The sequence below is a fragment of the Kordia algicida OT-1 genome (genome assembly GCF_000154725.1).
Lineage (GTDB): Bacteria > Bacteroidota > Bacteroidia > Flavobacteriales > Flavobacteriaceae > Kordia > Kordia algicida.
The window spans coordinates 4,037,761-4,060,932 of record NZ_DS544873.1 but is presented as its reverse complement, the minus strand read 5'-3'; the positions used below and the strand labels follow the sequence as shown (position 1 = coordinate 4,060,932).

Genomic DNA, 23,172 nt, shown 5'->3' with positions numbered 1-23,172 from the left:
CTTATAAACTATACTAAACTCATAAACTGTTTAAACTTTCAAAAAAACTCATCAACTATAAAATATCAATCACAATGAAAAAAATAAATATACTCATCCTTCCTATCGTGTTCATCTTAGCTTCTTGTGGCGGTGGCGCTGAGAAAGACATTGATACGTTGATCTCTGAAAAAAACATTGAGGCAATCACAAAAAAGAGAGACGCGCTAAAGGCAGAGAAACAAGAACTTGATGCAAAAATCAAACAGCTTTCAAAAGCTATTGAAAATATCAATCCAACAAAAAAGAAAACATTAATCACGGTCTTTACAGCAAAAGATACCATTTTCAATCACTACTTGGAAATACAAGGAAATGTTGACACAAAGAAAAACATTGTGATTACTCCTGAAATGTCTGGAATCTTAAAACAAGTATTTGTAAAGGAAGGACAGCGAGTTGCTAAAGGACAAATTTTAGCAAGAGTTGACGACAACGGATTGAGTCAGCAATTATCACAATTGCAAATTCAGGCAGATTTAGCCAAAACAACATTTGAGCGTCAAAAAAGATTATGGGATCAAAAAATTGGTTCTGAAATTCAGTTCTTACAAACTAAATCTGCATACGAATCACAACAAAAAGCGGTAGATCAATTAAAAATTCAACTAGGTAAAACAGCAATCAGAGCACCATTTTCTGGCGTTGTAGACGATGTTATTACTGAACAAGGTTCGGTAGTTGGCGCAGGACAAACGCCTATAATTCGTATTGTAAACTTACGCGATATGTATATTGAAGCCGTGATTCCTGAAAAATACCTAACAAATGTAACCGAAGGAAAAGATGTCGAAGTATATTTTCCAGTTTTAGGGAAAACAATAGATGCTAAAATACGTCAGGCTGGTGATTTTATTGATCCAAATAACCGAACATTTAAAGTGGAAATTGCTGTACCAAATAAGGAAGGAAACATCAAACCTAACCTTACAGCAAAACTTAAAATCAACGATTACACCAATCCGAAAGCAATTTTAATTCCGCAAAGTGTCATTTCTGAAAATGCAGAAGGCGATCAATATGTATATGTTGCTAAAGACATTGAAGGAAAATCGGCAAAAGCAAAACGTGTCATCATTACCACAGGAAAACCACAAGGAGATTTTATTGAAGTTACAGAAGGACTCAAAGATGGCGATGCTGTTATTAAAGAAGGTGCTCGAAGTGTAAAAGATGAACAGGAAATTGAGATTATCACCAACTAATAATCGAAACTAACATGGCGAACAAAAAAACAAATAAAGAGTTCATTTTGTCCTCTTGGGCGATAGATAATAAAACCATTATCTACATTATAATGGGCCTAATTCTCGTTCTGGGAATCTCTGCGTACTTTAGTATGCCAAGGGAAAATTTCCCAGAAGTTATTGAAACCAAAATCTACGTAAGTACAATTTATCGTGGAAATACGGCAGAAGATGTAGAAAAACTAATTGTCGATCCACTAGAAGATCGACTCAAAAATATAAGCGGCGTTGTCGAAGTTACCTCTACTTCACAAGAAGATTACGGAATCATCGTTGTGGAATTTGATGATAAAATCAGCGTCGAATCTGCAAAGTTGAAAGTAAAAGACGAAGTTGATGCAGAAAAAGGTGGTGAAGATTGGCCAACATTCAACGGTGCAAAAGTAGAACCGAATATTTTCAATCTAAATCTTTCGGAAGAACAACCTATTCTAAACATCAATATTTCAGGAGATTATCCAGTGGAAAAACTCAAAGAATTTGCTGAAGACCTGCAAGATGATATTGAAGATTTAAAGGAAATCAAACAAGTAGATATTCGTGGTGCACAAGAAAAAGAAATAGAAGTTGCTGTTGATATTTACAAAATGACCGCAGCACAAGTCAACTTTGATGATATTCGTGGAGCAATTGCCAATGGAAACGTTACCATTTCAGCCGGAAACTTAATTTCTTCTGGACAAAGACGTACTATTAGAACCATTGGGGAAATTGAAACACCGCAAGAACTCAATGATTTTGTGGTAAAATCGCTCAACGGACCTGTATACCTTCGCGACATTGCCAAAGTTACTTTTAAAGAAGAAGACAAAACAACGTACGCACGTAAATTTTCGGATGATCCAACTATAATAGCACGTGATGTGGTGATGCTTGATGTAAAAAAACGTGCTGGAGAAAACATGGTCGCTGCCGCAGAACAGATAAATGTTATCATTGACGATTTCAAAAAGGCGCATGAAGACTTAGATATTTCCATCACCAACGATCAATCTGAAAAAACCATCAACCAAGTAAATGACTTAGTAAACAATATTATCTTCGGAATCATCTTAGTTGTATTTGTGTTAATGTTTTTCTTAGGATTCAGAAACGCGTTATTCGTAGGATTGGCAATTCCGATGTCAATGTTCATGTCGTTTGTCATTCTAAATCTATTCGGTTACACCATGAACACCATGATTCTTTTTGCCTTAATTATGGGATTAGGAATGTTGGTTGATAACGGAATTGTAGTGGTAGAAAACGTATATCGTTTAATGGATGAAGAAGGAATGTCGCGCATACAAGCTGCCAAAAAAGGGATTGGCGAAATTGCATTTCCAATTATCATTTCTACCTTAACAACAGTTGCTGCCTTTGTTCCACTTGGAATGTGGCCAGGAACTATGGGACAATTTATGATCTATTTCCCTATTACGCTTTCTGTCGTATTAGGTTCTTCCCTATTCGTTGCCATCTTTATCAACTCGTTAATGGTATCGCAATTTATGGAAGTTGGAGAACGCAAACTAAAAGTACGCCAACTCATCATTATAAGTGTTGTCCTAGGAATCATTGGTATATTATGTATACTAATTGGTGGCGCTGTAAAAGGCTTGGGAACACTATTCATTTTTATTGCAATGATGTTCTGGATATACAAATATGTACTAAAACCAATGGCGCGTTTCTTCCAAAACAGAATTTTATCTTGGTTAGAACGTACCTACGAACGCTTCCTGCGTTTTGCGCTTAGCAGTTGGAGACCTTATGTATTAACAGCCGGAACGTTTGTACTATTATTTGTGGCGGTTGGACTTTTCGTAGTTTCAATGTCGAGCAAACGTACCAAAGTAGAATTTTTCCCAGACAACAAACCGAATCAAATTATTGTCTACATCGAATATCCGCAAGGAACTTCCATTGAAAAAACCAACAAAATCACCAAAGACATTGAAAAGCGTGTGTATACCGTTTTAAATGGTGATGAATACATGGACAATGGCTACAATTTCTTGGTAGAATCTGCGGTATCACAAGTTGGTGAAGGAGCTGGAAACCCACAAACGGATGGTGGTTCGGCAGCAGAAATGCCACACAAAGGAAAAATTACAGCTTCCATGCGTGAATACAAATTCCGACGTGGCGAAGACAGTGAAGTGTTGCGTCAAAAAGTTACAGAGGCATTAAAAGGAATTTATCCAGGAGTTGCTATTTCGGTTGAAAAAGATGCCGTTGGTCCGCCAGTAGGTTATCCAATCAACATCGAATTGGAAGGAGAAGACTATACACAACTTATTTTGGAAGCAGAACGTTTTCGTGAAATTGTCAATTCTAAAAACATTGCAGGAATTGAAGAATTAAAAATTGACGTAAATAAAGGAAAACCTGCCATGCAAGTGGTAATCGACAGAGAAAAAGCAGGAGAATTAGGTGTTTCTGCGGCACAAATCGGTCAACAATTACGAAACTCACTATTTGGTGCAAAAGCGTCTGTGTACAAAGAAGACGGAGAAGATTATGATATCTATGTTCGATTCAATGAAGACAACCGATACAACATTAGTTCACTATTCAATCAAAAATTGATTTTCAGAAACCAGATGGGACAATTAAAAGAAATTCCTCTTTCTGCTGTAGTGAAACAACGTAATACGTCTGGTTTTAGTGCCATAAAGCACAAACAGAAAAAACGTATTGTAACGGTATATTCTGGTTTGGCACCAGGTTTTACAGATGCAGGAGCAATTGTATCTCAGATTCAGGCAGAAATGACAGAATTTAAACCTGATGGAATTGAAATTGACTATACAGGACAAATTGAAGAACAAGACAAGCAACAAGCCTTTTTAGGAAGTGCATTTTTTGCTGGTTTAGGTTTAATTATGTTAATCTTAGTTTTCCAGTTTAGTTCTATCTCAAAACCAACCATCATTATGATTGCGATATTTTTGAGTTTAATTGGTGTTTTCGGTGGAATTTTAATCACAGGTGCGCCATTCGTAATTATGATGACCATGATGGGAATTATTTCCTTGGCGGGAATTGTAGTAAATAACGGAGTGGTTTTACTCGATTACAATCAATTATTGATTGATCGTAAAAAGGAAGAATTAGACATTCCTGATGACAAATATTTACCGATCAATCATGTATTTGAAGCTGTCGTACGAAGTGGAAAAGCGCGTTTGCGTCCTGTATTATTAACGGCAATTACAACCGTTTTAGGATTAATTCCATTGGCGATCGGATTTAATATTGATTTCTTCTCACTATTTAGTGACTTTGATCCGAAAATATACATTGGTGGAGACAACGTAATTTTCTGGGGACCACTAGCTTGGACAGTAATCTACGGATTAATCATTGCAACGTTCTTAACATTAATTATTGTTCCAATACTATTTTTCCTCATCACAAAATTCAAATTCTGGGCATTTAAAAGCAAGCGCCCAGAAATTGAACAAGAAAAACTTCCGCAAACCAGAAGCGAAGGAGACGACGACATAGACATCAATGAAATAGATTTGCCTGTAGAAACAGTTTAATCATTCGATAACATATAAAAACAAAAAATCCCGAAATCTATAAAAGACTTCGGGATTTTTCTATAATTGTAAAAATACTTACTTATTGCTTACAACTGAACTTGTACGCTGCCAAGTATTTACGTTTTTAACTTTACTTCCAGAATAATCTACTTCGCTAAGTTGATTGGTGTTCCAAAAAAACCATTTTCCAACTTTTTTTCCGTTCTCGTAATTTCCAACGGCAGTTTTCTTTCCGTTAGCATCAAAAGATTTCCATTCTCCTTGTAACTTACCTTTCAGATTGAAAAAACCAATTTGTGCTACTTCTCCATTATCATGGTAATAAGTAGCTTCAATCAAATCTCCCTTTTTCTCTAACTTAGGCTTATCGTTGTTTTGTGCGAATGCAATTGTTCCTGAAACTAGGAAAACTGCTATTAAAAGTAACTTTTTCATATATATATTTTTTAAATGATTTGAGGACTTTGTTAATAATTACATTACAAACATAACCTTTTTTTTACTTTTAAGCAACAATTACGTAACATTAAATTAACACTGCAGCGGTAAAAACTTAATAATCAAATAATTGATTTGTTAACAATTCATAACTTTCAACAAGAAAAAAGATACTATATATTAAGAATTTCAGATTTTATAGCTGCCTTCTTAATGTTAATACGCGGAATCAAAAGCACAAAAATTTCATCCTTTATATAAAACTATTTTTATTGATTTTTGTGAAGATGTTTAAGTTAAATACAACTTCCTTTTCAATTTCGAATTAATTTTTCCTTTCCAACACACATCATCCACTAAAAACCATTAAATTTGCGCTTTTAAAATCGCATACACATGTACAGATCACATAGTTGTGGTGAACTAAGAGCATCACACATTACACAAGAAGTTACCTTAGCAGGTTGGGTTCAAAAGTCTAGAGATAAAGGTTTTATGATTTGGGTCGATCTTCGCGATCGCTACGGAATCACACAATTAATTTTTGATGAAGAACGCACACCAGCCGATATTTTTGAAAAAGCAAAAACGCTTGGTAGAGAATTTGTCATTCAGGTAAAAGGTGAAGTGATTGAACGTGCTTCGAAAAATCCAAACATTCCAACAGGAGACATTGAAATTTTAGTGAAAGAATTAACGGTTTTAAATGCTTCCTTATTGCCTCCATTTACGATTGAAGATGAAACTGATGGTGGAGAAGATATTCGAATGAAATATCGCTACTTAGATATTCGTCGTAATCCTGTAAAAGACAGTTTGATATTTCGTCATAAAGTAACGATGGAAGTACGTAAGTATTTGTCTTCGCAAGAATTTATAGAAGTAGAAACACCGTATTTAATCAAATCGACACCAGAAGGCGCACGCGATTTTGTGGTGCCATCTCGTATGAATGAAGGGCAATTTTACGCCTTGCCACAATCGCCACAAACCTTCAAACAGTTATTGATGGTTGGCGGAATGGACAAATATTTTCAGATTGTAAAATGTTTCCGCGATGAAGATTTACGTGCCGACAGACAACCAGAATTTACGCAAATTGACTGCGAAATGGCGTTTGTGGAGCAAGAAGATATTCTAAACGTTTTTGAAGGATTAACGCGTCATTTACTCAAAGAAATCAAAGGAATTGAAATCGATAAATTCCCAAGAATGACCTACGATCACGCGATGAAAACCTACGGAAACGACAAACCAGATATTCGTTTCGGAATGGAGTTTGGCGAATTAAACGAAGTTGCACAACACAAAGATTTTAAAGTATTCAATTCAGCAGAATTGGTTGTTGGAATCGCAGTTCCTGGTGGCGCAAGTTACACTCGTAAAGAAATTGACAAACTCATTGATTGGGTAAAACGTCCACAAGTTGGCGCGTTAGGAATGGTATATGTAAAATGTAATGAAGACGGAAGCTTTAAATCTTCGGTAGATAAATTTTACGACCAAGAAGATTTGGCAAAATGGGCAGATGTTACTGGTGCAAAAGCAGGTGATTTGATCTGTGTACTATCTGGACATACCAATAAAGTTCGTGCACAACTAAGTGCTTTGCGTATGGAGTTAGCAGAACGCTTGAATTTGCGTAATCCAGAAGAATTCGCACCACTTTGGGTAATGGATTTCCCATTATTAGAACTAGATGAAGAAACAGGACATTATCACGCCATGCACCATCCGTTTACGTCTCCAAAACCTGGTCAGTTAGAATTATTAGACACCAATCCTGGCGATGTAAAAGCAAATGCATACGATTTGGTCTTAAACGGAAATGAAATTGGTGGTGGTTCTATTCGTATTCACGACAAAGAAATACAAGCGATCATGTTTAAGCATTTAGGATTTACCGAAGAAGAAGCAAAAGCGCAGTTTGGATTTTTAATGGACGCTTTCCAATACGGAGCGCCACCACATGGAGGATTGGCTTTTGGTTTGGATAGATTGGTGGCAATTTTGGGCGGACAAGAAACGATTCGTGATTTTATTGCATTCCCAAAAAACAATTCAGGTCGTGATGTCATGATTGATGCGCCGGCACCTATTGATGACGAACAATTAAAAGAATTAAGTATAAAGCTCAATATACAAAGCTAAGTTATCCTAATTCATGTTTTATAAATACAAAAACCCTGCAAATTTGCAGGGTTTTTTTAGTCAAAGTAACTCATTGTGCATTTATAACTAAACTATTTACTGAGACGTCAGTTCGAGTGATTTTGAGAAACGAAAAATCGTATTGAGAACTTATTTCGTATTAAAAATTCTATTCTCGATACTAATTTTACTCATTTTCAATCGTAAAATTCACTCGAATTGACGAATTTAATCTAAATGCACAACAGGTTATATGTAATTTTTTTACACTTTTTATGTAAGTCTAAAGAAAGAAATTGCCAACGTTATCAATAACGAAACAGATAAAAGAATAAGCTTTGTTTTTATATTTGATTTTATATCTTTTTTAAAAGAATGAATCAATATTGGTAATGTTATTAGAAATATAATAGCAAGAGAAAGCATTTGATATGTGAACTCATCTTGATAATAATTTTTAAAAAAAATAAGATGAATCACTAAAAGTGCTAACGGTATATATTTAATAATTTTCTTCATAATTTTTATTGACTGTTATTACAATCCTCTATATCAGGTTAATACTTCTAATATTTAAAATGCTTAATAAAGCTTTCACTAAAAAAATTATATACTTATATGCTCAGGTTACTTCAAATATAGTAATTTTCTTAAATTTTGTAAGAATTTATTTTGTCAAGTACGATTTATCTAGTTAGGTAGTATATACTAGATACATACTATAATTCTTAAATAACTTTTGAATTCTTCACGTAATGTTATAATTTCGAGAAACTTAAGGAAGTATATTCATCTTTTATTAAAATGAACTCTATCTTTAAAACAATAACCCAAACAAATCACTAATAAATAAGAAGGATTATGAAACTACAAAAAACCCGTTTAGCTGTTGCAATCGTAATGATATGTTCTACATTGGCTTTTCAAAGTTGTGACAACAAAGAAGCAGAGAAAATGCATAAAGAATTAGTCGAAGCGCATCAAAAAATGGATTCTATCCATGAAGTTTTTGAAAAAGAACACGCTAGTTTTGAAGCTAAACACGAAGAATGGAAAAAGAAACATCAAGCAATTGATAGTATTGTTGGAGAAGGCAAACACACAGCTTTTGAAATGCAACATCAAAAAGTAATTGACAAGCATTCAGATATTTTAAAGCGTCACGAAGAACTTATCAAATCACATGAAAAAATTGAAGAAGCACACACTTCTGGTGAGAAATCTGTAGAAGAAATTAAAGCAGAGCACGATAAATTGGCGGAAGAACATGAAAAAATGGAAAAAGAACATGAAATGATGATTGAAGAACACAAAAAAATGAGCGAACAGCACGAAATGATGTTGAAAGAACACGACAAAAATAAAGAGGAAGACAAAAAATAGTCTTGCCTTCTAAAAATTTTAAAGCTGTTTGAATACCTAATTATTCAAACAGCTTTTTTAGTTTTGAGTATCTTTAATTAGAAAATTAAAATTCTAACATTCCTAATGACTAAAAAATCACGCTTTACACGTTTTTTGATTTGGAGATATAAACATATTTCCAACAAAAACTTTGTATATATTTTAAGCGTTTTGGTAGGTTTGGGTTCTGGTTTGGTGGCTGTAACGATTAAAAACATCACATTTTCAATTCAAGCATTGTTAGAAAACGGAATCATCTTTTCTAAAAATCAACTGTATTTTATTTTACCTGTCATCGGACTTTTTTTAGTCTATGTTTTACTGCGATATGTCTTTAAAAGGGAAACCGAACACGCCATTTCGTCTATTCTCTACGCCTTATCAAAACGCACCGGCATCATTCCGAATTATAAAATATATTTACCATTAATCACTGCGCCGTTAACGGTTGGTTTTGGTGGTTCTGTCGGATTGCTTGGTCCTGCTGTAGCTTCTGGTTCGGCCATAAGCTCAAACATTAGCAAACTATTTCACATTAACAGTAAAACACGAATGTTATTGATTGGTTGTGCTGCTGCTGGCGCCATTTCGTCCATTTTTAAATCGCCCGTTGCTGCCATTATTTTTGCGATAGAAGTGTTCAGTCTCGATTTAACATTAACTTCTTTAATTCCGTTATTATTAGCTTCAGTTTCGGCAGTTGTAACTTCGTATTTTTTCTTGGGGAATGAAAACTTGTTCAATTTTACCCTTTCGGAGCAATTTCAACTGAGTGACATTCCTTTTTATATTGCACTTGGCGTGGGAACGGCCTTTGCTTCTATTTACTTTACCAAAATGCACTTTGCCATTACGAAATTCTTTGAACGCTTTCGCAAGAAAAAACATAAGTTGATTTTTGGTGGATTGACTATTGGTGTGATGTTGTATTTTATTCCTCCGTTGTATGGAGAAGGTTTCGGTTTTATCACCAACCTGCTCGACGGAAACCACATTGAAGCTTTAGGAAAAACACCTTTAGATAATTACACTGAAAACATTTGGATAGTTATTGTACTATTAATCGGAATTACCATTTTTAAAGCCATTGCGATGACCACAACCTTTGCTGCTGGTGGTTCTGGTGGAATTTTTATTCCAACAATGGTCATGGGAAGTGCGTTAGGAAATGTGGTTGCAAAAATTATCAATCAGTTCGGATTTAACGTTTCAGAGTCAAATTTTACTTTAGTTGGCATGGCAGGATTGATTGCTGGTGTTTTACATGCGCCACTAACTGCTATTTTCTTAATTGCAGAAATTACAGGCGGTTATGATTTGTTCGTTCCGTTGATGTTGACGTGTGCGATTTCCTTTTTAATCACAAAAAATCTATTAAATTATACCATTTATACGCGTGAATTAGCAGAAACTGGCGAATTGTTAACGCATAACAAAGATGAAACTGTACTGACTTTGATGGCGCTTGATAGTGTGATTGAGCAAAACTTTAGCACGATTCATCCGCAAATGACTTTGGGGAAAATGTTGCATGAAGCTGTGGCGAAATCGAGTCGAAACTTATTTCCTGTCGTAGATGAACATGAAAATTTGGTAGGAATTATTGTGTTGGATGATATTCGCGAATTTATGTTTGATACTTCTTTGTACGATTCGCTTCACGTAGACGACATTATGCATAATGCACCCGATTATATTATTTACGAAAAAGATAATATGAAAACTGTGATGAAAAAGTTTCAAGATAGCAGTGCTTGGAATTTACCCGTTCTGAAAGATGGAAAATATTACGGATTCGTTTCAAAATCGAAATTATTAACCGCATATAGACGAAAGTTAATTACTTTTACACGATAAATTCAACAAGAAATAAATGAAATACTTTCTTATCATACTTATTATTGTATTATTGGGCGTGGGAATTTTTGCCTATACTTATGAATTTGCCGAAGAAAACTTTGATAAAAAAGTAATTGGATTGTGCATTTTGACCTTTTCTTTTATTTGGATGCCGCTATTTATTTACCACAGATATAAGAACAAAAAGAAGGAAGATTTTATACTTACAAAGGATAAATTGAAGGAAATGAACGACTTCGCTCGAAAAGAATAATGGAAAAACATCATATAATTGTCTGGGTTGTGCTTTAAAAATGTTATTTTAGATACCTATTAATTTTATTTTTATCACAAATGACTGGTACAGTTAAATTTTTTAATGAAGACAAAGGCTTTGGATTCATTACCAACGATGACACAGGAAAAGACATTTTTGTTCATGTTTCCAACTTAAACGGCTTAGTATTAAATTCAGACGACAGAGTTTCGTATGAAGAAGAAGAAGGTCGTAAAGGAATGGTTGCTACACAGGTACAAATTATTGAATAAGTAATTAAAAACCCACCATGACAAGCTATGCGCGCAATATTATTGCGCGTTTTTTATGCTTTTAATTTAGATTTCTTTTTTGAATGAAGAACCTTTTCAATAGTTGAGAAGCTTCTTCGGCTAGGACGCCACCTTTCATCACAGTTTTTGGATGTAATTTTGTATTCAGCTTGATGCAGCCGCGTTCTTCATCACGCGCACCGTATACAATGTTTGATATTTGACTCCAATATAATGCGCCTGCACACATTTGGCAAGGTTCTAAGGTGACATACAAGGTGCATCTTTTGAGATATTTTCCGCCTAAAAAGTTTGCTGCCGCTGTAATTGCCTGCATTTCCGCATGTGCGGTAACATCGTTTAGCGTTTCTGTTAAGTTATGTCCGCGAGCAATCACTCTGTTATCAATCACAATCACCGCGCCAACAGGAACTTCGCCTTTTTCGAATGCCATTTCTGCTTCTTGCAGTGCTTTTTTCATAAAATAATTATCGTCAAAGATATTTTCGAGTTGCATAGACTAGCTTATTTTTAGCAAAGCTACGGTTTATCTTTGAAATTGTTTTTGTGTGATCGCGATAATGGAATTTCCGTTTTATCGAGTAGAATGATATGATTTTTATTAATTTGTTTGATAAAGTTTGAATTGATAATGTACGAACGATGTGATTGTATGAAATTTGGTGGTAGTTCTTCTTTTATTTGACTCAACTTTCCGCGAACAAAGGCACTTTTGGTATCGTTGGTAAATATCCTCAAATAATGATCTTCTGATTTGATATACATTAAATCGGAGATATACACTTTGGTTTTGTCTTTTAGAACAATATGATTTTTAATCACAATTTTTTTGAGTTCTTCAATTTTTTCGAGTGTTTCTGATTGTGCGGATTCTAGGGTTTTTGATTTGGATTTATAGCGTTTAAAAAGATAAAAGGTAAAGATGAGAGCCAAAATAATAAAACCTAAAATTGGCAATAAAATGTACATATTACTTTTCAACGCTTGGTTTTTGGCTATTAAACTAGCTTCTTTTTCCTTCCAATTGTAATCATTTTCAATTTCCTTTACTTCTTTGGCGTATTTAAAAGTATCTAATTGACCTTTCACCAAACTCATTTTACGAAAATAATACAGCGAACTATCAACAATTTGCAAGCTATCATAGGATTTGTGAAGCCATTCATTCGCCCTGAATTCTTCAACAGGTTTTTGCTCAACCATACTATTTTTCAATGCTTTTTTAAAGTACGGAATGGCTTCTTTGTATTTTTTTAACTTAAATAAAACAATTCTTAAATTAAGTTCATTCCCTGAAATTCTATTTTGAGAATAATATGCTTTTTCTTTATTATAATTTTGAATCGCTTTTTTAAAACTTCTTGCTGCTTTCTCATAGTCTCTAAGAAAATGATTGTAGTAAATACCTTCTAATTGATACGTTTGCCCTTGTAAATAAAAATCATTTTCTGCATAATCATGAAGTTTTTTGAAATCAATATGCGGTACTTCAATTGGTACTTTTGATTTCTTTTTTACTTTTTCATAGTTTGCTAATTTGGTTACAATCGTATAGTAATAATACCAATACCTATCTGTAGCATCCTGTTGATAGGATTGATACAATTCACTATATTTTTTAAGTTCGTCAAAATTAGTAAGATGTAAATAATACAAATGCTTTAAGATTTTAGGAAACACAGCAGCTGCCAACACAGTATCTTTCGTTTTGATAGCTCCTTTTAAGGACTTTAAGTAGTTTTCATAAATACGAATAGAATCTTTTTTTTGGTTGCTGTTTTTATAGTATTCTCCTTTAATAAAACTGTAAATTGTAGCATTTCGAGGCGAAAAATCTTGTTCTTTAAATGCTAAAAATTTAGGATCAAAATCTCCATATTTATTGAAATTCCAATATGAACGAAATACTTTTTGAAGCGACTCATTTTCAAGATCATTGATAAAACCTTTTGCTTTATCTAATTGATAAGACTTAAAAGCATTTAGAATACTATCTGTAATATGATCTTGATTAGTTTGACCAAAAACAGACAAGAAACAGCTTATAAAAAAGAGACTAAAAAAAGTATTTCTTTTCATGTTAGTAATTTATAGCTGTTTTACAAATATGGCCACCAAAATTTATCTTACCATTTATAGATTTAACTTCTTTCTCTGGCGGTACAATTTTGAAATCGAAAATAGCATTTTTAAAAACGGATAATTTTGTATTCATTTCATTTGCATCTTTGCAAGAAGGCTTTGTTTCGGTTAATTTAATTTCTTTTTCGTTAAGATTTTGCGCAATACTTAAAGAACTTGTAATTAATATTAGCAAAAAAATAAGTTGTTTCATTAGTTATGATATTTAGTCGTTTTTTAAAAAGTAATTTTCGATTTACAAATATGCCCACCAAAGTTTTCCAATCTAGCAAAAGGAAGATATGAATCGCTTCCATTTTCTTTATTGTACATTTTTACAACAAGTTCCGTTTTATACACACCTAGTCTTACTTGATTGTAAGGAATTCTATGTATTTCATCAGAATCTGTATCAGAACAATTAATTCGTATCACTGTTTTTTGGCTCGTCATTTCTTCAAAAATAACTTCATCAATCTTTATATTTTGTGAGGCAATATCAAAATTAGCAATGTAAAATTCAATTTCAGTAATGGTATATCTACCAGACCAAAACTGCTTATAACCATCTACTTTACCCATTACAGCGAACTGTCTTGGCTTGTTAACCAATTCAACATGAAATAGTTGCTCATCCGTATGATTCCTTAAATTTAAATTAAAATAGTATTCTTCCATGATATTTTCTTACTTTTTTATTGATCTCCTAGTTGTCCTTGTTTTTCTTTATCATTTGTAAATAGCGATACCCCAATAGCAATTCCCAACCATGGTTTTCCTTGAAAAGCCCATGATTTTCCAACGCTTCTGGGTATTAAATCTGTACCAAAAAAAGCACCTACTTGAAAAGTTTCGTATTGATATAAACAACCGATATTTAACATTAATGCAGCGGCTGTTTCTTCTTCTGTAGTTGCATTTGGTATTGTGTCTTCGTTAAAGGTCACTCTGGAAATTCCAACACCACCTAAAAAATTTATCGATTGTTTTACTCTACTTGGAAGTTGTCTTTGATATCCAAAAGTAAATCCTAAGTTTAAATTTTCTTCAAGATTGAAAAACCGTTCATTACCATTCCCAAAACGTACTTTGATGGGTAAAGTCATAACTCCATAGGTGAAATTATTAGAAGCTGAATAGTATTCTATGGTTTTGTCATTCAAGTCCGTTAATTTCATTTTGAACTGTAAATAATTCGCCCAATAACCTATGTATTTATATTCAAGATTTAGCTTCGCATCAATATCTTGATTTCTTAATCTATTTCTCTTTCTTTTAAGAATTTCAGTTACTTTTTCCATCTTCAATGTGCCTTTACCATCAAATCTCGTATGACTATCTTTAAGTTCAGAATCTGAGAAATTCCAAAAAGTAATTAATGCATATTCGCCTTTAATTTCATCAACCGAAAACTTTACTCCCTTTGGAACTTTGTAGTTTTTTGTAGTGTAGTTAATAGTCTTTGTGCTATCAATAATTTTAATACTGTCAATTGACGTTACTTTAATATTATCAACAATAGTCATATAAGATTTCCCTGTAATTTCTTGACTAAATACTTTTGAAGTTAAAAGCACTAAAAATAGTAGTATAATTTGTTTCATTATTATTATTTTAAATTAATAATCCAATTCACAAGCGTTGCAACAGCTTTTTCCAAAACTATCTGATAATCAGATTTAAAAACAAAAAAATGTCGTGAATGACATGAAAAATAACGCGAATGACGCGAATGAACTTGTAAGAATAAGCTTTCTAATATAGTAAGTTCAGTTTTTGGAATGTTTCAATAATTGAATTGAATAATCAAATCGTGTTTTTTTATCATTCTTTATGTTAAAATCTTCTCGATTTAAAATCGTAATTTTACCATTCGCAATTCATACATGAAAAACTTACTTTCACATATTCATTCGCCTATCGATTTACGGAAACTTGCTAAGGAAGATTTACCGCAAGTTGCTCAAGAATTACGTGAATTTATTATTGATATTGTGTCTACTAAAGAAGGACATTTAGGCGCAAGTTTGGGTGTGGTAGAGTTGACAATTGCGCTACATTATGTGTTTGATACTCCGAATGATTTACTCGTTTGGGATGTTGGACATCAAGCATACGGACACAAAATTTTAACAGAACGCAGAGAAATTTTTCATACTAACCGACGAAAAAATGGTGTTTCTGGATTCCCAAAACGTGATGAAAGCGTTTATGATACGTTTGGCGTAGGACATTCGTCTACAGCAATTTCTGCTGCTTTAGGAATGGCAATTGCTTCTAAATTGCAAAATGATTTTACAAAACAACATATCGCCGTGGTTGGCGATGCTTCTATTGCGAGCGGAATGGCGTTTGAAGCGATGAATCATGCTGGAGTTACCGATACAAATATTTTGATTATTCTGAATGATAACGCCATCGGAATTGATCCAAGTGTGGGCGCACTCAAAATGTATTTGACCAATGTAAAGAAAGGAACTGAAAAGCAAGATAATATTTTTGAAGCGCTGAATTTTGATTATTCTGGACCAATTGACGGACATGATATTTTTGCCGTTGTTGCCGAATTGGAACGTCTGAAAACAATAAAAGGCCCAAAGTTTTTACATGTAATTACCACTAAAGGGAAAGGATTGCAAAAAGCAGAAGAAGATCAGGTGAAATATCATGCACCAGGGAAATTTGATAAAATTACGGGCGAACTCACTCCAAAAGATACGACACATTTACCACCTAAGTTTCAAGATGTGTTTGGACATACAATTGTAGAACTTGCCAACGAAAATGAAAAGATTGTGGGAATTACGCCTGCCATGCCCACAGGAAGTTCCTTAAAATTTATGATGGAAGCAATTCCCAATCGGGCGTTTGATGTCGGTATTGCCGAACAACACGCCGTTACGCTTGCCGCTGGAATGGCAACACAAGGATTGATTCCGTTTTGCAATGTATATTCTACATTTTTGCAACGCGCATACGATCAAGTGATACACGATGTAGCACTACAGAATTTACCTGTAATTTTCTGTTTAGACAGAGCTGGTTTGGTGGGACAAGATGGTGCAACACATCATGGCGTGTTCGATTTAGCCTATTTACGCTGCATTCCAAACCTCATCATTTTTGCACCTTTACACGAAGTTTCACTACGAAATATAATGTATACAGCACAACTTGGCTTAGAACATCCGATTGCCATTCGCTATCCAAGAGGTCGTGGAATGTTGACTGACTGGAAACAACCTTTTGAGAAAATCGAAATTGGAAAAGGAAGATGTATAAAAGAAGGAACACATATCGCCATTTTGAGTATTGGGCATATCGGAGTTGCCGCTATTGAAGCTGTCAAGGAATTTGATTTGTCTAAAAGAATTGCCCTGTATGATATGCAATTTGTAAAACCTTTAGATGAAACACTTTTACATAAAATTTTCTCCAAATTTGATACAATTGTCACACTTGAAAATGGTGTGATAAATGGCGGATTTGGAACTGCCATAATTGAGTTTGCTTCTGAGTTTAATTATAGAACAAATATATACGTTCGTGGTGTTCCTGATGAATTTATAGAACATGGAACGGTTGAAGAATTGCACGAACAATGCGGAATTTCTAAAAATGTAATTAAAGAATTGTTGCTTTCGCTGTTGTCGAATTAGACCGCTATGTTGTTAGACTGCTTTGATATTAGATATTGACTGCTGATGCATTAGACTTGTTCCTGTTTTGGTGTGAATCTACTCAGAAACAATAAAGCTTCAAATTTTATAAAAAACAGTATTAGAAACATCTTGATTCGTGACTCTTGATATCTTGAATCTGTAAAAATCCAAAGCTATTTTCGATATAAAATTTCTTCAAAATTTCACTTGAATTGACGACTGGAATAAGAAACGTCTTTGCGAGGAAGCATGACGTGGCAATCTGTAACTTCAAAAAACAGAAACGTTGTGTGATACACAGATTACTTCACTATCGTTCGTAATGACGAATCAAAAAGTTTAGTGAATTCCAGAAATAAATCTAACAATCTAAAAGCGCACACTGAGCGGAGCCAGAGTGAAGCTGTCTAATTGATTATAATTTTCTTCGTTTGAATTTTCTCGCCTTGCTGAATTTTTAAAATGTATACACCAGAAGCCATATGAGAAAGGTTGAAATTTGTTTTGGTGTTTTTGGTAAGATTGATGGTTTGTTGGTTCACTTGTTGACCAGCCAATGTATACGTAGTTAGTGTTGCTAAACCGTTTTCATTCGCGCCAAGCGTCATATTTCCATCAGAGATTGTTGGATAGATAGTGAAATTGTTTTCAGCCTGAATTTCTGTAGTTGCCAACGTTCCCGATAAGAATTGTCCTGTGAAAAGTCCACGTCCATGCGTAGTTGCCAATACAACTTTGTCGGAAGCACGCATGTCCAAATCTAAGACAGGAACAGCACGCATTCCGTTGTCAGATTGAATCCAAGTTGGTGACGCTGTTTCAAAGTTTTGCGTACGCCAAACACCTAATTCTGTTCCTATGATTGCTTCTACACCGTTTGTCAACGGATTCATCAAGATACATTTTACAGGCAAATCGGGTAAGTTTCCTTCTTTGCTATTCCACGAAACTCCTTGATCGTTTGAATACCAAATATTGTCAACTCCGTAATTATGAAAAGTTACTAATAGTTGATTTTCATTCAAACCGAATTCAATATCCGAGATGCTTCCCACAAAATTAGGATCGCTAATATTTGTAAAAGTTGGCGTTTCTGTATGTGCGTTGTCAATTTTTAATAATCGTCCGTTTTTTAAACCTGCATACAATGTTTGTCCATCTGCGGAGATTTTTAACGCTGTCGGCGGATTGTTTAATAACGGATCAACAAACTCAAAGGTGATTACGTTTCCGTTTCCGCCCGTAATATTAGAGTGTTGCCCAATTTGAAAAGCTCCGTTAGAAATAGAAGCATTTGTAAACAATCGGTTGTTGGTTTTGTCTAATTCGGCTACATTGATGAATTCGCCTTCACGAAAACTAAACGGATTGCTTTCAAACGCAATGAAATATCCTGAAAAGATATCTAAGGAAGGATACGGAACATACGCATGATTTAAGAAAGGAAATGAAATGACCGCATATCCATCGGCTTCATCAATTTCAGTATATGCACCATCGCCTGTAATTATTGTTGAAAAGTTATTGATTCCCGCAGTAGCATCAATCGCAGCAAGATTTCCATTGTCTTGTGTTCCGCCTAGAATATCATCGCCATCTAAAATGTCAGCATCCGCAATAGCACCATAATAAAACTGCGTAACATTGTAGTCTTTTACACGTGGTTGAATCGCCGTGGCATTATTCACGGAAGTGGAAAAAGCATCGCTAAAGTATACGCCACCATCATTTCCTATGAGTGCATGATTGCCATTGTTTGGGCGAAAAACAATTGCGTGTTGATCGGCATGTACGAAAGAAGCTGTAATGTTTTGCAAACCGCTATCGTTTTTCCATTTGGAGATTTGATCCCAATCTTCAGTTATAGTATTGTATTTGAATAAGTCAATTCCGCCAACGTACAAGTTATTGTTTTCATCAGCTTCTATGACCAAATCGTAGAAGGCTTGTCCGCGTGTGAAGTCGGTTGCAGAAATGCCCGTATCAGCATCATTTGGTTCTGCAATTGTATTGACAGACATGAAATTGTTATCAGTAAATAGTACATCTGCTTGCCGATTGATTTCAGCCAGAATCCAGAAGGTTCCCGCAGTTGTTGACGAAGGTTCTATTTCCGTTCGTTGCGCATTGGCAATGGTATGTTGTAGCGTAAACGTGTTTCCGTCAGTAGATTGATAGATGTAACCACCAGGATTGTTAAAGAAATCGTCTGTAGTTGCCAGCCAGATATTGTTGTTGATGTCTAATTCTATATCGTTCGGATTTACGTAAATTCCGCTTGGGTATTGCAACGGAAATCGTGACCAAGTTGTGCCATCATCTATGGATTTATATAAACCGCGTTCATCAAATCCTAAGATGTTAAACGGTGCAGCTGCGTCTCTGTATGAAGCACTTGCAATGGCAGCGTAAATTTCTGTAGTTCCGTTGTTGTTTCTAGCTACGATGTCATTGACATGAAATATGCCATCAACATAGTATGAAGCGCCATCTACAGAAGATGTTCCTGCATTTCCGCCTAAGATTTGTTGCCAAGTTGCGCCTCCATCCATTGATTTGTAGATTCCGCTTCCAACGCCAAAACCACTTGTGTAGGATTCTCCAGAACCTAAGTATAGCGTGTTTGAATTATTAGGATCTGCCACTAAAACCGTCACTGAAATGTTATCAGGCAAACCTGCTACCAATTGCCAAGACGAGTTTGCGTCTGTGATATCGTCATTTACCCATAAACCACCTGAGACACTTCCAGCAAAGACACGTGTATAATCGTCAGCAGGATTGGCATTGTTGGTGTCATTAGGATCGAATAGTATAGCTCTTGTACGTCCTCCAATGTTGTTTGGACCTCTTTCTTCCCATAGATTGTCGCTCGCATCGCCTGGAGTGCGTTCTTGTAGTTCAAATTCTTGTTGTATTCGCACTAAGTTTTCAGGAGTTGGACGTCCTAAATTTGGATTTATGGTAAGCTCCCATTGTTGCTCATAATAAGCATTTGGTGGTAAACCTTGTTCTTTTCGATCAGATCTTGATAGATATTTTGAAGATGAAAATGGACTATTTTCTAAGTGAAAAGCGTGTTTTTGTTGCAGTGTTTTTTTGGAAGTTTTCTTTTCCTCATCTTTTTTTGTCTTACTACTTAGCACATACCCAATGATTGCTAGAAATAGTAAAATATAAAATATCCTTCTCTTTTTCGTTCTGTCCATAATTTAGATATTCAAAAGAGAAGGATATTTGTGCATGATTTATTAGCGTAAGCTACAAATTATTCGATAATGATCTTCGTTGATTTTACAAAATCTTCTCCTGCTACTCGTAGGATGTATAATCCTGATTGCAAATTATCTAAGTCAAAGTTAACAGTTCCTGATAAATTAACATCTTTAGAATATAAATTTCTTCCATTAATGTCAAATATATTTACTGTAACGTCTCCTAAGTTTCTTGCTGCTTGTATTTTAAAGCTTCCATTTGATGGATTTGGATATACTGAGAATGCATTGTTGTTAGCAAAATCTTCTACACTTAATACCGAAGCAACTCTTAGATTGTCAATAATTGCACCTTCATTGTTTGTTGCTTGATCTGTTACCAATACAAATCTGAATACCATATTTGGCTCAGTATTGAAAGCTGATAGATTGTAGCTGTATTGTTGCATCGTTGTATTTGTACCTGTCCATTGCGAACCGATACATGTGAAACAGTCTGTGTTTCCTGAAGAAGCAAATGTTCTGTCACTGTTGTACCAATCTGGATCAGATGCAGATCCTAGTACATTCCATTCTCGTCCGCCGTTTGTAGAGTATTCTACGTATAGATAATCCCAATTTTGCTCTATATCAAAAGCCATGTCAAATTGAAGTGTTGGATCTACAACTCCAGTTAAATCATAACAATCTGTTACTAGATAACTTCTTGTATTTTGGAAATAGTTACCATTTAGGTTAGTTGCGTATACTTCTCCTGTGAGTGTTGTAGTTTCAAACACACTTCCTGTTTGGTTGTATGTTCCTCTACTCCATATTTGCGGAACTCCTTCAGAGTATGTAAGTAAATCATCATCTGCTGATTCAAAGTCATAAACATCTTCTATATTTCCGTTTTCGTTTACACGTAAAGCAAAACCTTCTTGATTGTTGGTTGCATCTCCATCATTTACTAGAGCTACTGTAAAGCTTAGTGCATGCAATCCTTTAGTAAGCGTTATGGCAGGAAGGTCGATGTCTTCTGTTGCTCCAACTGCGATGTTTCCGTTGTATGTGAATGTGTTTACAGCGCCACCATCAATGGTGTAGTTGATATCTAATGTTGTAATTGCATTAGAAACTCCTGAGTTTTCAACCGTTACTCTTGGACTGTATGTGTCTAATCCACAGTGAATTTCAGGTTCATTAACTGTAACTAATCTTGCATCTGTTGCTTGTGCTACATATGGCGCTCCAACATTTACTGCGTAGAAAGCATCTTGTGTTGCAATTGCTTCTGGACTGTTAGATCCATATAAGCTTAGTGCTACGTCTACTGCGGCATTTCTTGTGTCTAAGAATGTACTGTTTGGTGTTAAATAGTCTCTTAATACGATGTATGCGATTTCTTCTGCTTTTTGCATTCCAATTCCAGTTACGTCGTATGCATTGAATGCATCATTTGTTCCAGCGCCACCTTGTACTAATAGGTAAAACCAGAAGTTTAATACTCCACTGTTACTGTGTACACCACATTGGTCATTACTATTGTTTGGTGTTGGACAACCTGCTACTGATGTTGGTCTCCAGTTTGTTCCTTCGTAACTATCTGGATCACCGAATAAGTTTGGATTGCTCATGCTACGAATTCCAATTCCGTTTGCGGCAATTTCTTCTCCTATTTGCCAAGTTTCTGCATTTGGATTAAGGTCATCACCGTTTCCTTTTGCATAGAATTCAATAGCTGCTCCCCATAAATCAGAGTATCCTTCATTTAAAGCTCCCGATTCTCTAGCATATACTAGGTTGTTTGCAAATTGTGTAACTCCGTGCCCGATTTCGTGTGCACAGATATCAATACAAGTTAAAGGTTCAAAACCTCCGCCACCATCACCGTATGACATTACAGATCCGTTCCAAGCAGCATTAACCCAACTTCCTCCATTTTGTGGATTGGCAACATGTACATAGCTTCTCATAGCAAAACCATTTCCATCAATTCCTTCTCTTCCATGAACATTTAACCAATAATCATAAGAACGCATTGCGCCCCAATGTGCATCTAAAGCTACATCATCTGGAGAAGGAAGCGTCCAAATGTTATCATCGTCTGTGAATTCTGCAAAGTTGTTAATGTATCCGCCTCCAAAAGGTACGTTTTGTGCGTCTCTTGTAAATACGCTTCTTATGTCGTCATTTAAAGTAAACATTCCGCTTGTTTCTAAGCGTGTTTCAATATCTCTTAATCCGCTGTAGCGTGTGTTAGCAGAACCTAATACAAATGCTGTTGCTGCTTCTTTTTTAATTAAGTTTGCTGGATTATTAAGCATTTCACGACCTTCATTATTGGCATGTTTGATAATTTTGTTATTGAACAATATTTGTCCATTTTGTGCATCAACATATACTTCTCCTCTACTTACAGGTTGTGTAGCGTACATATCAAATTTGTATGCTAAGTTTAACAACCCTGAATACGTATTCATTTCTGGAAGTAATACCAATTCTCCTGTAGGTTTAGCATAGTTTATTGCTGCTGCTTCCTCAGGATTTGACCATAAATACTCTTGTGCGCCTACAAATGCTTTTGCTTTTTCAAATGCTTCTTGGGGTGATAGCGCTGGTGAAAGATTTACACCGAGACCATTGTACACTTCTCCATTGATACTTTTTACTACATTATTTTTTGAGTGAACAATCATGGTACCAAATTCAACTTTAATTCCGTTGTAGTATTGTTGGAGTCTTTCGTGCTTCATTCCTGTTCTATCTTGGTTTACAACCGTTCTTTGGAATGTGTTATTATCGTCTAATTTAAATTTTTGTAAGAAGTCTGCTTTTGCTTTCTCAGGAGAGACTTCATTAGTGAATTTCATTCGTTTATTCACTGAAACTGCATCTTGTGCGTTTGTCTGCAATACAAATAGTGCACAAAAAATTAGTAATCCTGATTTAATGTAATTTGAGTACATATATA

Annotated in this window: 16 protein-coding genes; 8 read left to right on the top strand and 8 right to left on the bottom strand. The window is 34.8% G+C overall.

Annotated features, from left to right (window positions below):
* Nucleotides 1–74: 74 nt before the first annotated feature.
* Both KAOT1_RS17360 and KAOT1_RS17355 read left to right on the top strand, forming a co-directional pair.
* Complete coding sequence (locus KAOT1_RS17360; RefSeq protein ID WP_007096185.1) at nucleotides 75–1,244, top strand: efflux RND transporter periplasmic adaptor subunit; 1,170 nt, start codon at nucleotides 75–77, stop codon at nucleotides 1,242–1,244.
* 14 nt (nucleotides 1,245–1,258) lie between these two features.
* Nucleotides 1,259–4,816 carry an efflux RND transporter permease subunit gene (locus KAOT1_RS17355; RefSeq protein ID WP_007096184.1) on the top strand — a complete coding sequence of 1,186 codons (3,558 nt, stop codon included), beginning with the start codon at nucleotides 1,259–1,261 and terminating at the stop codon, nucleotides 4,814–4,816.
* A 78-nt stretch (nucleotides 4,817–4,894) separates the two neighbouring features.
* On the opposite strand, the gene KAOT1_RS17350 is transcribed toward KAOT1_RS17355, so the two are convergent.
* Nucleotides 4,895–5,254 carry a toxin-antitoxin system YwqK family antitoxin gene (locus KAOT1_RS17350; protein ID WP_007096183.1) on the bottom strand — a complete coding sequence of 120 codons (360 nt, stop codon included), beginning with the start codon at nucleotides 5,252–5,254 and terminating at the stop codon, nucleotides 4,895–4,897.
* Between the two features lie 399 nt (nucleotides 5,255–5,653).
* On the opposite strand from KAOT1_RS17350, the gene aspS reads away from it, so the two are divergent.
* The 5 genes from aspS to KAOT1_RS17320 all read left to right on the top strand — a co-directional run bounded on the left by aspS (nucleotide 5,654) and on the right by KAOT1_RS17320 (nucleotide 11,200).
* On the top strand, nucleotides 5,654–7,408 hold the full coding sequence (gene aspS, locus KAOT1_RS17345) for an aspartate--tRNA ligase (protein ID WP_007096182.1): 1,755 nt from the start codon (nucleotides 5,654–5,656) through the stop codon (nucleotides 7,406–7,408).
* Nucleotides 7,409–8,269: 861 nt separating this feature from the next.
* Nucleotides 8,270–8,791 (top strand): hypothetical protein, encoded by a 522-nt coding sequence (locus tag KAOT1_RS22570; RefSeq protein WP_007096180.1) that lies wholly within the window; start codon nucleotides 8,270–8,272, stop codon nucleotides 8,789–8,791.
* Nucleotides 8,792–8,896: 105 nt separating this feature from the next.
* Entirely contained in the window at nucleotides 8,897–10,669 is a 1,773-nt protein-coding gene (locus KAOT1_RS17330; protein WP_007096178.1) for a chloride channel protein, read from the top strand.
* Between the two features lie 16 nt (nucleotides 10,670–10,685).
* Nucleotides 10,686–10,925, top strand: a complete 240-nt coding sequence (locus KAOT1_RS17325) for a hypothetical protein (protein ID WP_007096177.1) — start codon at nucleotides 10,686–10,688, stop codon at nucleotides 10,923–10,925.
* An 80-nt stretch (nucleotides 10,926–11,005) separates the two neighbouring features.
* A complete protein-coding gene (locus tag KAOT1_RS17320; protein WP_007096176.1) occupies nucleotides 11,006–11,200 on the top strand; it encodes a cold-shock protein in 195 nt (64 codons plus the stop codon).
* Between the two features lie 61 nt (nucleotides 11,201–11,261).
* Here KAOT1_RS17320 and KAOT1_RS17315 read toward each other — a convergent pair whose 3' ends face one another.
* The 5 genes from KAOT1_RS17315 to KAOT1_RS17295 are packed head-to-tail and all read right to left on the bottom strand — an operon-like array spanning nucleotide 11,262 to nucleotide 14,946.
* Nucleotides 11,262–11,717, bottom strand: a complete 456-nt coding sequence (locus tag KAOT1_RS17315) for a nucleoside deaminase (RefSeq protein ID WP_007096175.1) — start codon at nucleotides 11,715–11,717, stop codon at nucleotides 11,262–11,264.
* A 23-nt stretch (nucleotides 11,718–11,740) separates the two neighbouring features.
* Entirely contained in the window at nucleotides 11,741–13,300 is a 1,560-nt protein-coding gene (locus tag KAOT1_RS17310; RefSeq protein WP_007096174.1) for a LytTR family DNA-binding domain-containing protein, read from the bottom strand.
* 1 nt (nucleotide 13,301) lies between these two features.
* Nucleotides 13,302–13,556: a hypothetical protein gene (locus KAOT1_RS17305; RefSeq protein ID WP_007096173.1), complete on the bottom strand. Its 255-nt coding sequence runs from the start codon at nucleotides 13,554–13,556 to the stop codon at nucleotides 13,302–13,304.
* A gap of 23 nt (nucleotides 13,557–13,579) precedes the next feature.
* Nucleotides 13,580–14,020, bottom strand: a complete 441-nt coding sequence (locus KAOT1_RS17300) for a hypothetical protein (protein WP_007096172.1) — start codon at nucleotides 14,018–14,020, stop codon at nucleotides 13,580–13,582.
* Nucleotides 14,021–14,037: 17 nt separating this feature from the next.
* The gene (locus KAOT1_RS17295) at nucleotides 14,038–14,946 is read right to left on the bottom strand and encodes a hypothetical protein (protein WP_007096171.1); all 909 of its coding nucleotides are present in this window, start codon (nucleotides 14,944–14,946) and stop codon (nucleotides 14,038–14,040) included.
* Nucleotides 14,947–15,228: 282 nt separating this feature from the next.
* On the opposite strand from KAOT1_RS17295, the gene KAOT1_RS17290 reads away from it, so the two are divergent.
* A complete protein-coding gene (locus KAOT1_RS17290; RefSeq protein ID WP_007096170.1) occupies nucleotides 15,229–17,001 on the top strand; it encodes a 1-deoxy-D-xylulose-5-phosphate synthase in 1,773 nt (590 codons plus the stop codon).
* Between the two features lie 410 nt (nucleotides 17,002–17,411).
* Here KAOT1_RS17290 and KAOT1_RS17285 read toward each other — a convergent pair whose 3' ends face one another.
* A complete protein-coding gene (locus tag KAOT1_RS17285; RefSeq protein ID WP_007096169.1) occupies nucleotides 17,412–20,213 on the bottom strand; it encodes a WD40/YVTN/BNR-like repeat-containing protein in 2,802 nt (933 codons plus the stop codon).
* Nucleotides 20,214–20,272: 59 nt separating this feature from the next.
* Nucleotides 20,273–23,167: a M4 family metallopeptidase gene (locus KAOT1_RS22125; protein ID WP_007096168.1), complete on the bottom strand. Its 2,895-nt coding sequence runs from the start codon at nucleotides 23,165–23,167 to the stop codon at nucleotides 20,273–20,275.
* Nucleotides 23,168–23,172 lie beyond the last annotated feature (5 nt).

Coding starts and splice junctions, on each gene's coding strand:
- aspS (WP_007096182.1), top strand. CDS start 5,654: ATGTACAGATCACATAGTTGTGGTGAACTAAGAGCATCACACATTACA.
- KAOT1_RS17360 (WP_007096185.1), top strand. CDS start 75: ATGAAAAAAATAAATATACTCATCCTTCCTATCGTGTTCATCTTAGCT.
- KAOT1_RS17300 (WP_007096172.1), bottom strand. CDS start 14,020: ATGGAAGAATACTATTTTAATTTAAATTTAAGGAATCATACGGATGAG.
- KAOT1_RS17315 (WP_007096175.1), bottom strand. CDS start 11,717: ATGCAACTCGAAAATATCTTTGACGATAATTATTTTATGAAAAAAGCA.
- KAOT1_RS17325 (WP_007096177.1), top strand. CDS start 10,686: ATGAAATACTTTCTTATCATACTTATTATTGTATTATTGGGCGTGGGA.
- KAOT1_RS17285 (WP_007096169.1), bottom strand. CDS start 20,213: ATGGACAGAACGAAAAAGAGAAGGATATTTTATATTTTACTATTTCTA.
- KAOT1_RS17350 (WP_007096183.1), bottom strand. CDS start 5,254: ATGAAAAAGTTACTTTTAATAGCAGTTTTCCTAGTTTCAGGAACAATT.
- KAOT1_RS17355 (WP_007096184.1), top strand. CDS start 1,259: ATGGCGAACAAAAAAACAAATAAAGAGTTCATTTTGTCCTCTTGGGCG.
- KAOT1_RS17310 (WP_007096174.1), bottom strand. CDS start 13,300: ATGAAAAGAAATACTTTTTTTAGTCTCTTTTTTATAAGCTGTTTCTTG.
- KAOT1_RS17330 (WP_007096178.1), top strand. CDS start 8,897: ATGACTAAAAAATCACGCTTTACACGTTTTTTGATTTGGAGATATAAA.
- KAOT1_RS22125 (WP_007096168.1), bottom strand. CDS start 23,167: ATGTACTCAAATTACATTAAATCAGGATTACTAATTTTTTGTGCACTA.
- KAOT1_RS22570 (WP_007096180.1), top strand. CDS start 8,270: ATGAAACTACAAAAAACCCGTTTAGCTGTTGCAATCGTAATGATATGT.
- KAOT1_RS17290 (WP_007096170.1), top strand. CDS start 15,229: ATGAAAAACTTACTTTCACATATTCATTCGCCTATCGATTTACGGAAA.
- KAOT1_RS17295 (WP_007096171.1), bottom strand. CDS start 14,946: ATGAAACAAATTATACTACTATTTTTAGTGCTTTTAACTTCAAAAGTA.
- KAOT1_RS17305 (WP_007096173.1), bottom strand. CDS start 13,556: ATGAAACAACTTATTTTTTTGCTAATATTAATTACAAGTTCTTTAAGT.
- KAOT1_RS17320 (WP_007096176.1), top strand. CDS start 11,006: ATGACTGGTACAGTTAAATTTTTTAATGAAGACAAAGGCTTTGGATTC.